The organism is Saccharicrinis carchari (genome assembly GCF_900182605.1).
Taxonomy (GTDB): Bacteria; Bacteroidota; Bacteroidia; order Bacteroidales; family Marinilabiliaceae; genus Saccharicrinis; species Saccharicrinis carchari.
In genome coordinates this window covers 310,679-324,482 of the sequence record NZ_FXTB01000003.1, presented here as the reverse complement: position 1 = coordinate 324,482, position 13,804 = coordinate 310,679, and the positions used below count along the sequence as shown (strand labels likewise).

Sequence of the window (13,804 nt, the reverse complement as noted above, 5' to 3'; positions counted from 1 at the left end):
GTTAGCTATTTTACTTTTAATTTTAAGTAAGCACTTTAAGCCAAATGTGTTTCCCGTTTTTTTATCGTTATTTTATATCACTTTATTTTAATAATCGCTTATTCTATGCCAAGCTTTGCTTTTACAAGGTCCGATACATCTACACTTTTTTCAGATTTGTAAACGGTTAGTCCGCTGGCTTCTTCAAATATATACAAGAATCCTTTTTCGGCACCTACTTCCTTAATCGCATTACTCACCTTGTCGAACAATGGTCTTTTTAGTGTTTGTTCCTTTTGCTGCAGCGACTGTTGCGATTGGTCGAAAAAGTTTTGCACTTTGGCTTGTCCTTCTTGCAGTTGTGTTTCTAACCCTTCTCTTTCCATGGCACTCATGGTGCCGGCTTGTAGCTTGGTTAAGTATTCCTTTTGCTGTCCTTGCAAATCTTCCTGCATATCGGTAAGTTGTCCCTCCAGCGTTTCGTACTCGCTTTGCAATTGCTCGTCAATAGTTTTTAACTCGGGCATGGCCGCTAATATAGCCTGCGTATTTACATGTCCGAATTTAAGGTTAGATTGTGCCGACATCCATGTACTGGCCATCAACGCTAATCCAACAAATAATAGTTTTGTAGGTCTCATAAACTAAGTATTAATCTATTTTTTGTATCCAAGTTTTTCTAAAATATCGTCGCTAATATCGTATTTAGGATCGGAAAATAAAAGTACGCCACCAGCTGCTTTATCAAAAATAGCCGCATAGCTTTGGTCGTTGGCCATTTCGCGTATGGCATTATACACATCGTCCTGAATAGGCTTTATCAATGCCTCTCGCTTTTTACTCAGCTCCCCTTCTGCTCCAAAATACTTCGCTTGCAACTGACGTGCCGCTTTTTCTTTGGCCACTATTTCCTCTTCCTTTTTCACTTTCATCTCGTTCGACAAAAATACATTCTCCGTTTGATAGTTTTGGTATAAGGTCTCCACTTCGGCGTAAACGGCTTCAATTTCTTTTTGCCATTTTTGCGAGGATTGGTTTAACTGTTCGTTGGCTGCTTCAAACGCCGGTATATTTTTTAAGATGTACTCGGTATCAACAAAAGCATATTTTTGTGCCTGCATACTCAGACCCAAGGTCATTATAATTGCAATAAAAAGTATCTTCTTCATCTCATTACATTTTTGGTTAAACAATCAATTCAGCCAGATATATCAAAAATCAAACCACTTTATTATCCGCTTAATTTAAAGCCTCTTAGCATGCAAAATTAAAACTGTTGACCTATTACAAAATGGAACTGGCTTCCGCTTACCTGGTTTGGATTAGTCAGATCACTATCGAATCCGTATCCCCAATCGATGCCCATTAATCCAAAAATTGGCAGGAAGATACGGACGCCAACTCCTGCCGAACGTTTTAAATCAAAAGGACTGTAGTCCTGAAAATCGCTCCACGCATTACCCGCCTCCAAAAAAGCCAAGGCATATACCTGAGCCGAAGGTTGTAAGGTTAATGGATAGCGCATCTCTAATGTTAATTTGTTATACATGTTACCATCGTAACTTCCGTATTGATTACGCGGCGTTAAGGAAGAGTTTTCGTATCCACGTAATCCCACGGTTTGGCTTCCGTACATGCTATACCCAGACATGCCATCGCCACCCAACATAAATTTTTCATAAGGCGAACGTACATATTCGTTGTAATAACCTAAAAAGCCCATTTCAAATTTACCCATCAATACCAATTTCTCTGCCTTATCCAGTGGGGTAAATACTGAACCTTGTGTAGTCCATTTATGGTACTCAATTAAATCATACAATTGCTCCTGTGCTTTTTTGCTTGTTTCTTCGTCGCCGGTAATGGTATAGTTGTAGAGCCCTTTATAATCTTTATCTATCCATGCCGAATAAGGCGGTGTAAATTCCACGCCAATGGTAAAATTAGAGCCTCTACGAGTATATAGCGGGTTATCAATGGAGTTACGCGACAACATTAATTTAAAATGAAGATTTTGCGAAACACCATTTTGCATAATAAAATAACGCCAATCTTTTAAATCGTAATGCTGATAACTCATCTCGGCATAAATACTAAACCAGTCATCGGGCCAGGTCAAGCGCTTACCAAAACCTATTGATAAGCCGGATATTTTCATATGCTGATCTATCTGAGATTCATCGAATTGAATGTTTTGATAACCACCGTAACCTCCATAGCCTCCATAGCCGTATCCTCCATAGCCACTATAAAAATTATTACTGTAACTATCAGATACCCCACTCTGTATGGATCGATAGGCCGAAACAGTTAAGGAGTTGGGGCGTTTGCCACCGAGCCAAGGCTCCGTAAAGGAAAAACTATACGATTGATAAAATTTACCGTTGGTTTGCGCCCTTAATGATAAGGTTTGTCCGTCGCCCGTGGGCAAAGGTCGCCAGGCTTCTTTGTTAAAGATGTTACGCACAGAGAAGTTGGAGAACTTTAGTCCCAGCGATCCAACAAACATCCCGGCACCCCATCCTCCTGAGAGCTCAATTTGGTCATTGGCTTTTTCTTCTAGGTTATAAACCAAGTCTACGGTGCCATCCTCGGGATTAGGTTGCACATCGGGCTGTATATTTTCCGGGTTAAAATGGCCTAACTGCGAGAGCTCACGAATAGTACGTATAAGCTCTTGCTTGCTGAAAAGCTGGCCGGGTTTAGTACGCACCTCACGACGCACAACATGCTCGTGCGTTTTGGTATTGCCATTTATAACAATATTGTTGATGGTGGCCTGTTTGCCTTCGTACACCCGCATTTCTAAGTCTATCGTGTCGCCATATACCTGCACCTCTACAGGTTGTATATTTGAGAACAGATATCCATTGTTCATATATAGGTTATGCACGGCATCGTCGTCGACAAATAAGCGTTCGTCGAGCAGCTTTTGGTTAAACACATCTCCTTTTTTCAAACGCAATACCGCCCCGAGATACTCACCAGGATAAATACTGTTGCCAATCCATGCAATATGTCCCAAATAATATTTACGCCCTTCTTCAATGTTAATTTTTATGTCAACGGTGTTGTCATCGTTACGGGTAATGGAATCATAATCGATAACCATATCGCGATACCCATGTTCGTTGTATTTATCTATAACCGCAATCAGATCCTCCTTGTAGGTTTCGTCGATAAACTTTTTGGTGCGGAAGAAGTTCTTGATTTTTCCTTTCTCATTGGTTTTTTTCATGGTACGGTTCAGCTTGCTGTCATTAAATACCGTATTACCGGTAAATTCCAGATTCTTTACCTTTACCTTTTCCTTTTTATCCACCGTAATGTCTAAATAAACATTATTGGCCTTTGTGGTATCGTCCTTTTGCACCACACGAACCTCCGTATTATAAAACCCTTTACCCACAAAGTAATCCGTAATATACTTTTCGCTACGGGTAATCAGGTGAGGAGTTACCTGGCTACCTTTCATCATAGCCACTTTTTCGGATATGGTTTCTATCTCCGATTTTTTAAGGCCGTAATAATTAATGTCCGAAAGGCGCGGACGTTCAAGCAATTCAATCTCGAGCCATACCTTGCCGGACTCTATTTTTGAGGCCTTAATTTTAACGCTTGAAAACAAGCCATGCTCCCAATATTTACGTATAGCCTCCGATATCTCTTCGCCCGGAACATTTAATTTTTGACCTACCGCTAAACCCGACAGGTTAACCAATATCTTCGGGTCGTAGTTTTGAATTCCTGTTACCTCTATTTCGGCAATTTCATATTTACGCGGGGAGCCCGAATAGCTAATTACAGGTTCCGATTCCTGACTTTGCGCAAAGGTAAATACGGGGGATATGATAAGGATGATGAGGAAAAGAGTAAAATGTTTCAGCATTATAAATAAATCTAATTTTTTTAATTTGTTAACTGGTCGCTTGTTTTGCCAAACCTTCTTTCCCTACCCTGAAAATCCAACAGTGCTTGGTAAAAATCTTCTTTTTCGAAATCGGGCCATAATGTATCGCAAAAATACAGTTCGGCGTAAGCCAACTGCCACAGCAAGAAATTACTTATACGCAATTCTCCACTGGTCCTGATCATCAATTCGGGATCGGGTACATTTGCGGTTGTGAGGTTATTGGATATTACCCCGGCATCGATATCTTCGGGTTTCAATTCGTTATTTTGCACTTTACGCGCAATTTTACGCACAGCATCGGTTATTTCCCAACGCGAGCTATAGCTTAAGGCAAGGTATAAGGTGAGTCCCGTATTTTTCGATGTTTTTTCGATGCACTCCATTAACTTCCGGTGTACATCCTTTGGTAAAGTATTTACACATCCTATTACCCCAAGCCGCACATTGTTTTTCATCAGTGTTTTAGTTTCGGAACTGATAGTGCTTACCAATAAAGCCATCAGCGCGTCCACTTCCATCTTGGGTCGGTTCCAGTTTTCGGTTGAAAAGGCATATAAAGTAACATACGAAATTTCCAGCTCGGCAGCGGCTTCGGTTACGGCTCGTACGGCTTTTACACCGTTCCTGTGTCCAAAAACCCGCGAGTTACCTCTTATTTTTGCCCACCTACCGTTACCGTCCATAATTATAGCTACGTGTTTGGGCAGCTTGTCTTTTATCAGTTTATCCTTTACTGACATATTTTTTATTTGCCTTTTTTTTTAAAATCCCGAGTTACAATCTGTTTTTCGCCTAAACAGACTAAACGTAACATGCACACTGGCCAACGAATATAAGTCATTGTTATGGATGTTGCCTTCGTTATTAAACCCATAAGGGTCTTCTGCGTTGATGGGCAAATTTAGTCCCACCACATCCAAATCGTCAACAAAAGTTTTCCTGAAACTCCACTCCGCTCCAACTCTTATCCACTTGTTAATTTTATATTTGACACCGATACTGAACGGCAAAGATAATATAAAAACCGTTTGTTCAGAGTTTTTTCCTATTTCTGTCGAAAATCTTTTATAAACCGTAGAACCCACACCCAAGGCCACGTACGGTGTAAAATTAGTACTGCTTAAAAAGGCGTGATCGTACGATACAAAATTAAATTCCATTTGTAAAGTTGCATCACCTACCGACCGGTTAAAGCTGTAAGGCACCTCACCTTGCGGAAATTTCACCCCATTATCCGGATAGCTTCCTTTTAAACGCGCCATACCTACGGTGCCCTTAATGGCATACCTATCGCTTATAACGTAACGCGCTAAACCACCGAAAGCAAGCGAGGGCTGATAGAACTGTTTGTGCGGGTTTAAATCGCCCAAATAATAAGAAGCACCCAAAAAACCACCCAATTCTAACTTATCCTGAGCCACGCCAAAACTAAGTGTAACAAACAGACCCACAAACAGGCAGAGGACTTTTAACCTAAGTTTAACTTTATATATCGTAACAAAAACCATTCTTTCGCAAACTAAAATTTGTTTCTTGACATTGGCATTACAGCTACAAATGTAACGAACAACGTAAAACTTATAACATCATTTTTAGCTTTTTATTGCCTACTTAGTTATACAGATAAACTTAAAACACGTAAGCAAGAGCCGTAAACACACAATACAGACGTAAATCATTTTTTTAATGCTGCCTACTTCTTAAATTTGTATAAACTTTAATTTTAAGATTATGTACGGAGACTTTAAAAACCATTTGAAAACCGAACTGGAACAAATAAAGGAATCAGGACTATACAAGACGGAGAGGGTTATTACTACCCCACAAGGTGCACACATTAAAGTAAGCTCCGGACAAGAGGTGTTAAATTTTTGTGCCAACAACTATCTGGGGCTTTCGGCCCACCCCAGAATAATTAAAGCAGCACAGACGGCTATGGACAGTCACGGTTACGGAATGTCGTCGGTACGCTTTATATGCGGAACACAGGACATACACAAAACGCTGGAGCATAAAATAGCCCGTTTTATGGGTACAGAGGATACCATTTTATATGCAGCCTGCTTTGATGCCAACGGGGGTGTTTTTGAACCGCTTTTTACCAACCAGGATGCCATTATTTCCGACGAGCTGAACCATGCATCCATCATTGATGGCGTACGATTGTGCAAAGCGGCAAGGTACAGATACAAGCATGCCGACATGGCCGATCTGGAGGAACAATTAAAAAAAGCACAGGCACAACGTTACCGCATTATTGTTACCGATGGTGTATTTTCGATGGATGGAGATATTGCCAAATTAAACGACATTTGTGATTTGGCCGAAAAATACCAAAGTCTGGTGATGGTGGACGACAGCCATGCCTCCGGCTTTATCGGCAAAACAGGACGAGGCAGCCACGAGTATCATAACGTAATGGATAGGGTGGATATTATCACCAGCACCCTGGGTAAGGCGCTGGGGGGTGCCTTAGGTGGTTTTACTACCGGAAAAAAGGAGATCATTGACATGCTCCGTCAACGTTCGCGTCCCTACTTGTTCTCCAACTCATTGGCTCCGGCCATAGTGGGTGCCTCGTGCGAGGTGATTGATATGCTTAGCGAATCGACCGAATACAGAGATACTGTTATTGAAAATGCGGCTTATTTTAAAGAGAAAATACAGGCTGCCGGCTTTGATATTAAGCCAACCGACTCTGCCATTGTTGCTTTAATGCTGTACGATGCTAAACTTTCGCAGGAGTTTGCCAATCAACTTTTACAAGAAGGTATTTACGTGATTGGATTTTATTATCCCGTGGTTCCCAAAGGGCAAGCACGTATCCGCATTCAGATTTCAGCCGCCCACAAAAAAGAGCACCTCGACAGAGCCATTGCTGCCTTTACAAAAATTGGTAAGGAGCTGAAGGTAATTTAATAATTAACTAGTGCGTTTGGCCGGATTGATATTTTAACTCTATTACAAATAAAAGCAAAAAAACAGGGATAGCTAATTGAATAGCCATCCCTGTTTTTTTGCTTGTTAGAATAATATTTTATGGGAGGAAGATGCCTGCGCGGATCTACCGCGCTACGCCGAATGGTTTGCAATATAGTTCAAAAGTTTAGTGCGCATGTCCCGGTCAACCGTTGTTGCAACTCTATTTAACGAGTACTGTGAAGCGTTGGATTGGCATGGCATATTATCCTAGGCTTGCCACCCGATGCTTTTCGCAACTTGCGAAACAACTTATTTCAGTTTTACCATTCAGGGGCAGGATAGCTAAGCAAGTACTCCATACCCTGCTGGCAGCAGATAGGGATTATTGGCTATCTCGTTTTTGTAGGCTTTTAGTCTACAAAACCACTCCTCATCTTAACTCGCCTTTAATCGTGTAAGGCTTTCCTTGTCTATTCTGGCACGGGCATATTCTACCGTTATTACCAACTCTTTCTCATCTTTTGAGGGTGCGTCGAACATCAGATCCATCATAATAGTTTCGCAGATAGAACGCAATCCTCTGGCACCCAATTTAAATTCCACCGCTTTGTCAACGATGTAATCCAATACATCATCCGTAAATGTAAGTGTGATATTATCAATGCTAAACAGCTTCTCGTATTGCTTGATAATCGAATTTTTGGGTTCGCGTAAAATCCTACGCAACACGGCCTTATCCAATGGGTTTAGATAGGTAAGCACGGGCAAACGACCAATAATCTCAGGTATCAGACCAAACGACTTTAAATCCTGTGGAGCCACATACTGCAATAAGTTTTTTTGATCGACCTTATCCTTGGCTTTACTGGCCGCATAGCCCACAACCTGGGTATTCAGGCGTTGACCTATTTTTCTTTCAATCCCATCAAAAGCACCACCACAAACAAAAAGTATATTTTTGGTATCTACGGGTATCATCTTTTGGTCAGGGTGTTTACGTCCGCCCTGTGGTGGTACGTTAACAACGGCACCTTCCAGTAACTTTAGCAGTCCCTGCTGCACCCCTTCGCCCGATACATCGCGCGTTATGCTTGGGTTATCGCCTTTGCGGGCAATTTTATCTATTTCGTCTATAAACACAATACCTTTTTCGGCAGCTTCCACGTTATAGTCGGCCGCTTGTAGCAGGCGTGTCAGGATACTTTCGATATCCTCACCCACATAACCGGCTTCAGTAAGCACGGTGGCGTCAACAATGGTAAACGGTACATGCAGCATTCGGGCAATAGTACGAGCCAGCAGCGTTTTGCCTGTTCCGGTTTCGCCAACCAGGATAATGTTTGATTTTTCTATCTCCACATCATCTTTAGTAGTGCGCTGTTGCAGCCGTTTGTAATGGTTATATACAGCTACCGCTAAAAATTTTTTCGCTTCGTCCTGACCAATGATATATTGATCCAGAAACTTTTTAATTTCCACTGGTTTAAGTAGTGTGATGTCTTCAACATTGAACCCTCCTTTTTTCTTAAACTCTTCTTCCAGTATACCATGCGCCTGTTCAATACAACTGTCGCAGATATGACCTGAAACACCAGCTATTAATAGGTTGGTATCTTTCCTTACTCTTCCACAAAATGAACACTTATCCATAACGCCTCCTTGAAAATATAAAAACAACAATGCAGAACACCGCTCAATCCGGCATTCTGCATAGGTAGTTTATGTATGTAAAATCACTTTTTCTCTCTTATCAGTACTTCGTCTATCATACCGTATTCCTTCGCTTCGGTGGCAGTCATCCAGTAATCGCGATCCGAATCCTTCTCTACCTTCTTAAAGCTGTTTCCGGAATGTTCGGCAATGATGGTATATAACTCTTTTTTGAGTTTTAAAATTTCGCGTGCTGTAATTTCAATATCCGACGCCTGACCTTGAGCTCCGCCCATCGGTTGATGAATCATTACCCTTGAATGCTTCAGTGCCGAACGTTTACCTTTTGCCCCGGCCGTTAATAGCACAGCGCCCATAGAGGCGGCCATACCGGTACAAATAGTAGCAACATCCGAACCAATATATTGCATGGTATCGTAAATTCCCAGCCCTGCATGTACTGAGCCTCCAGGTGAATTAAAATAGATAGAAATATCTTTATGCGGATCTGCCGATTCGAGATACAACAATTGCGCCTGGATAATATTGGCCACGGTATCATCAATAGGCAATCCTAAAAATATAATACGATCCATCATTAAGCGCGAAAAAACATCCATAGAGGCCACGTTCATTTGTCGCTCCTCAATAATGGTAGGCGAAATATAACCGCTTGTGATAGCCGTATATTTATCATATGCCAGGCTATTGATGCCCACATGTTTCGTGGCATATTTTTGAAAGTCTTTTGGATCTATCATAACTTTTAATCTTTCTTTTTGTAAATATTATTGGAAAGCTAAAATTAACAAAAAAACCTGGATGGCACTACCCGCTTAGTTTTTTTCGAACAATTTATTAAATTCCTCGCGGTTTACCGTTTTTTCATCCAGCTTAACCGCTTCTTTAACAAATGCCATTACTTTTTCCTGCACCGCTGTTTCGGCCATGTTGCGACGTTGATCTTCCTGTTTCATCATATCCTTGGCATAACTTTCCAGATGCTCCTCGGGTATGTTAGACAGGCCATATTGCATAAATTGCATTTTTGCCGATTTTTTGGCTACCTCCAGCACATCATTTTCTTCTATTTTTATTTCGTTTGCCTTGATAATGTTGTTTTTGATCAACTGCCATTTTAAGTCTTCCATATATTTTGGCATGTCGTTATCGATGGTTTCGGCATTGATGTCTTCTTTGTCGTGATTAACCGTCAATATCCAACGCTTCAGGAAGGCCTCGGGTAAAGCAATTTCCGTTTTGCCCATTAGTTTCTCTTTGGCATCCATCAAAAATTTATACTCGCTTTCATAAGCCAGGGTTTTTTCTAAGTCTTCCTTAATCTTGGCCTTAAACTCCCCTTCGCTTGTAACTATGCCTTCTCCAAGTACCTGATCAAACAATTCCTGATTCATTTCGGCAGGCACATAATCGTTTATTTCTTTTATGGTAAATTTAAAGTCACCATCAATTTGCTCCGCCTCCTCGGCCGATACTTTTAGCATGTACGATACTTGCTGGGCATCGTTAAAAGTGCCCTTAGGATTTAATACTATCTCATCTCCCACTTTGGCGCCTACCAGTTTTGCTTTGGCCTCTTCGCTATTAATAGATACGGCTGAAACCACTACGTCCTCCGCCTGAATTCCTTCCTCAAGCGAATTACCCTCTTGATCTAACTGAACAAAATCGCCTTTTATCAAGGATTCCTCGGTGGCTTCTTCGGCTTTTTCGGAAGTAGCAAAGCGGCTGGTGGCCTGTTTAATTTGCTGTTCCAACATTTCGTCGGTAACCTCTATACTATAGTAAGGTAGTTTATCCCGTTTACTAAGCTTCACCTCAAACTCGGGTGCCAAAGCAATATCAAAGTTAAACTGAAAGTTATCTTGTGTTTCAAAATCAATGCTTTCCTGTGATTCGCTGGGTAGTGGTTCGCCCAAGATATCCAGTTCACTCTCGTGCAAGTATTTCGAAACCTCTTCAGAAACAATTTTATTTACCTGATCGGCCATCACCTGATTACCGTACATTTTTTTTATCATGCCGGCAGGAACTTTGCCGGGACGGAAGCCAGGCATATTGGCTTTTTTGCGGTAATCTTTTAGTACCTCATCAACACGGCTCTCGTAATCTTTTTTCTCTACAGTAAGCTTAATTACTGCATTTAAATCATCAATGTTTTCTTTTGAGATGTTCATCAGCTAGATATTAATAGTGAACTTTTTTTTATTTGCTCTCCGGCCAAAAGCGGCCTTTACTAACTCCTGTAATTTAAAAAAAACCGCCTACTACCGATATACATCGTAAGTGAGACGGTTTATTTTGTTTTTCTTGAATCGGTGCGGATGAAGGGACTCGAACCCCCACGCCTCTCGGCACTAGATCCTAAGTCTAGCGCGGCTACCAATTACGCCACATCCGCGTTATTTTTAAAAGCGCTGCAAAGATAAGTTCTTTTAATTGAATTTTGCAAACTTTATTTGAAAAAAAATATCACCGGGTCGAACAAAAAGGATAATAATTATATCGATTAAGGATAAAAATCCCCGTTTGGCATTGTGAGCGGTGCAATTCGGCTGACTCGCAATACGCAACTCTTCCTACAGCAACTTTTAGGTCTGATTATACTGATTTAAGCCAGTAATTCGGAGCCCATACAATATCAGCACCCAGAAAAAGAATAGCACCCCCTTTTGGTTTATGCCCAATTCTTGTTAATTTAAGGTTTAATCGTTTGAGCTATGCCATTCCCGGTTTAAACCTGGCCTTAGTAATGCTATGCACAGCAGTAACAGCTTAATAGCCATAAGATAACAGCTCATTTTTTAAAGTTTCGATAGGCGTAGAAATATTAGTCCTTTGCAAAAAACAGAACCCTCTTTATTTGTCCACGTTAAACACCCTGCGTTTCAATTCAAAATCATTACCCAAATAGAGACGGCGCACTTCCGGATCCTCGGCTAAATCTTCCGCCGTGCCGGCTTTTAATATATTTCCTTCGAATAACAAGTAAGCTCTATCGGTAATTGACAAAGTTTCGTGTACGTTATGGTCGGTAATCAGAATACCTATGTTTTTATATTTGAGTTTGGATACTATCTCCTGAATATCCTGCACGGCAATAGGATCAACACCGGCAAAAGGTTCGTCCAGAAGTATAAACTTGGGGTTGATGGCCAGGGCACGCGCAATTTCGCAACGGCGGCGCTCGCCACCAGATAATTGTATGCCCAAACTTTTACGGATATGCGTTAAGCCAAATTCGCTAAGCAACTCTTCGAGCCTTTCTTTCTGATATTCCTTGCTAAAGTTGGTCATCTCTAACACGGCTTTAATATTATCCTCAATGCTGAGCTTACGAAAAACGGAAGCCTCCTGCGCCAGATAACCGATTCCGCGCTGTGCTCTTTTGTAAACCGGTTCGCGGGTTATTTTTTTATCGTTCAAATATATTTCGCCCGCATTTGGCGTAACCAATCCCACCACCATATAAAAAGTAGTAGTTTTGCCCGCTCCATTGGGTCCAAGGAGTCCAACAATTTCGCCTTGTTCCACTTTTACCGATACCCCTTTTACAACGGTACGGTTTTTATATTTTTTTATTAGGTTATCGGTGTGCAACACCAAATTTTGTTCTGACATAATAATTTACAGTTTACGAACCTTCTCTCTAATATACCGCCACATCTGCTTTTATTTTTTTGCGTTCAATTCTCTTAGCAATAACAATGCCTATCTCGTATAGAAAAATTAATGGAACACACACCAATACCTGACTAATCATATCGGGAGGCGTAATTATGGCCGCCAGCAGCAAGCTTACCACGATTGAATGACGCCTGTACTTTTTTAAGGTATCTGAAGTAACCAACCCCACCTTAGCTAAAAAATATATGAGTATGGGCAATTCAAAAAGAATACCACCCGCCATAACAATGGAAGTAACGGTGCTTATGTATGAACCTAAGTTTAATATGTTTTCCACTTTATCGCTCACATGATAGGTAGCCAAAAAATGTACCGATAGCGGACAGATAATATAGTAGGCAAACAATATACCCACCGAAAAAAGGATAGAAGCAAAAAATATGGCGCCTCTTGAATGGTTAACCTCCTCCTGATACAAGGCCGGTTTTATAAAACGCCAGAACTCCCAGAAAATATACGGAAAAGCAACTACCAAACCCGCGATAAAAGAAACTTTAAGGTGCATGGTAAACTGACCTGCCATTAATATATTCTGAAATTTAATTACCTCCTGATTAATAGCCAGTGCGGGCAGGCTTAGCCGATCGGCTAATAAGGTAAGCATTCTGTTAGTAAAAAACTCCGGGCTGCTTGGGCCAAAAATAATGGTGTCGAAAACTATATTTTTAAACATAAAGGCAACAATCGCCACCACAAAAACCGATGCGAACGACCTTACCAGATGCCACCTTAACTCTTCGAGATGCTGCAAAAAAGTCATTTCCTCTTTATCCGATTTTGCCATACGCCCTGTTCTAGTATTATGAAATAACTGTTGTTTAAATTTCCGGACGAAGATAATACAGTAATTTTACAATGACAATAAACAAAACAGCTCCACAAACAACAATGCTGTATTTTATTAATATTATCCGGTCCTATTGAAATCTAATGTATGATGTGCTATATTGTATGCACATATCCTCACCCACAATGAAAAAATTATTACTTATACTAACGCTTGGCTTGTTTCTTTTTGATTCCTATGCTCAGGAGTTTAAGGCGGGAGCCATTGCCGGTGCGGCTTTTAGCCAGGTTGAAGGCGATACATATACCGGGTTTAACAGGATTGGATTGGCAGGTGGTTTGTATGTAAGTCGCTCCTTCTCCGAACTATGGGAGGGTCAGCTCGAAATTGTATACAAACAAAAAGGAAGCCGTCACACCCCCAACGAATCCAAAGGCGATTATTCGCTGTACAAATTAAACCTCAATTATATTGAAGTTCCGCTTTTAGTAAAACTAAAAGTCAACGAAATTAGCTTTGAGGCAGGAGCGGCTTTCGGGACGCTTATCCATTCATCAGAGGAAGATGAAAACGGAACAATAACTTCCATCTACCCTTTTGAAGACCATGAACTATCCGGTATTGTGGGAGTTAGTTATAAATTTCGCCCGCGCATGCTGGTTAATTTGCGATGGAGTGCTGCTTTAACCCGTGCCCGAAAAGCCTATGGTGGTGCCTTTGACCATCAAAAACCAGTGAAATGGTTAGGTGGGAAATTCGGTCAATACAATCACTGTTTCAGCCTATCGCTTTATTATGAATTTGAAGGTTTTATGGGAAATTAGTACATGTGATAAAAACCTATT

Annotated in this window: 12 protein-coding genes and 1 tRNA gene; 2 read left to right on the top strand and 11 right to left on the bottom strand. The window is 41.0% G+C overall.

The annotated features are described in order from the left end of the window. Positions 1-98: 98 nt before the first annotated feature. The 5 genes from FN809_RS08080 to porG form a co-directional block, all read right to left on the bottom strand. Positions 99-620, bottom strand: coding sequence for an OmpH family outer membrane protein (locus FN809_RS08080; protein ID WP_142532992.1), 522 nt, complete (start codon positions 618-620; stop codon positions 99-101). A 15-nt stretch (positions 621-635) separates the two neighbouring features. Continuing rightward, entirely contained in the window at positions 636-1,148 is a 513-nt protein-coding gene (locus FN809_RS08075) for an OmpH family outer membrane protein (protein ID WP_142532991.1), read from the bottom strand. Positions 1,149-1,246: 98 nt separating this feature from the next. Beyond that, the gene (locus tag FN809_RS08070; RefSeq protein ID WP_142532990.1) at positions 1,247-3,868 is read right to left on the bottom strand and encodes a BamA/OMP85 family outer membrane protein; all 2,622 of its coding nucleotides are present in this window, start codon (positions 3,866-3,868) and stop codon (positions 1,247-1,249) included. A 20-nt stretch (positions 3,869-3,888) separates the two neighbouring features. Beyond that, the gene (locus tag FN809_RS08065) at positions 3,889-4,632 is read right to left on the bottom strand and encodes an isoprenyl transferase (RefSeq protein WP_142532989.1); all 744 of its coding nucleotides are present in this window, start codon (positions 4,630-4,632) and stop codon (positions 3,889-3,891) included. A gap of 21 nt (positions 4,633-4,653) precedes the next feature. After that, positions 4,654-5,343, bottom strand: coding sequence for a type IX secretion system protein PorG (gene porG, locus FN809_RS08060; RefSeq protein ID WP_246095531.1), 690 nt, complete (start codon positions 5,341-5,343; stop codon positions 4,654-4,656). 280 nt (positions 5,344-5,623) lie between these two features. Between porG and kbl the strand changes: the two genes are divergently transcribed. After that, on the top strand, positions 5,624-6,811 hold the full coding sequence (kbl, locus tag FN809_RS08055; RefSeq protein WP_142532988.1) for a glycine C-acetyltransferase: 1,188 nt from the start codon (positions 5,624-5,626) through the stop codon (positions 6,809-6,811). A gap of 438 nt (positions 6,812-7,249) precedes the next feature. On the opposite strand, the gene clpX is transcribed toward kbl, so the two are convergent. From clpX to tatC, 6 genes are all read right to left on the bottom strand, one after another. Continuing rightward, positions 7,250-8,464 (bottom strand): ATP-dependent Clp protease ATP-binding subunit ClpX, encoded by a 1,215-nt coding sequence (gene clpX, locus FN809_RS08050; protein ID WP_142532987.1) that lies wholly within the window; start codon positions 8,462-8,464, stop codon positions 7,250-7,252. 83 nt (positions 8,465-8,547) lie between these two features. Further along, positions 8,548-9,225 carry an ATP-dependent Clp endopeptidase proteolytic subunit ClpP gene (gene clpP, locus FN809_RS08045; RefSeq protein WP_142532986.1) on the bottom strand — a complete coding sequence of 226 codons (678 nt, stop codon included), beginning with the start codon at positions 9,223-9,225 and terminating at the stop codon, positions 8,548-8,550. Positions 9,226-9,300: 75 nt separating this feature from the next. After that, the gene (gene tig, locus FN809_RS08040; protein ID WP_142532985.1) at positions 9,301-10,662 is read right to left on the bottom strand and encodes a trigger factor; all 1,362 of its coding nucleotides are present in this window, start codon (positions 10,660-10,662) and stop codon (positions 9,301-9,303) included. Positions 10,663-10,804: 142 nt separating this feature from the next. Beyond that, positions 10,805-10,886, bottom strand: a tRNA-Leu gene (locus tag FN809_RS08035). 458 nt (positions 10,887-11,344) lie between these two features. Next, positions 11,345-12,106, bottom strand: coding sequence for an LPS export ABC transporter ATP-binding protein (gene lptB, locus FN809_RS08030; RefSeq protein WP_142532984.1), 762 nt, complete (start codon positions 12,104-12,106; stop codon positions 11,345-11,347). 28 nt (positions 12,107-12,134) lie between these two features. After that, positions 12,135-12,956, bottom strand: coding sequence for a twin-arginine translocase subunit TatC (gene tatC / locus FN809_RS08025; protein ID WP_142532983.1), 822 nt, complete (start codon positions 12,954-12,956; stop codon positions 12,135-12,137). Positions 12,957-13,144: 188 nt separating this feature from the next. Between tatC and FN809_RS08020 the strand changes: the two genes are divergently transcribed. Continuing rightward, positions 13,145-13,783: a porin family protein gene (locus FN809_RS08020; RefSeq protein ID WP_185957498.1), complete on the top strand. Its 639-nt coding sequence runs from the start codon at positions 13,145-13,147 to the stop codon at positions 13,781-13,783. Positions 13,784-13,804: the final 21 nt, after the last annotated feature.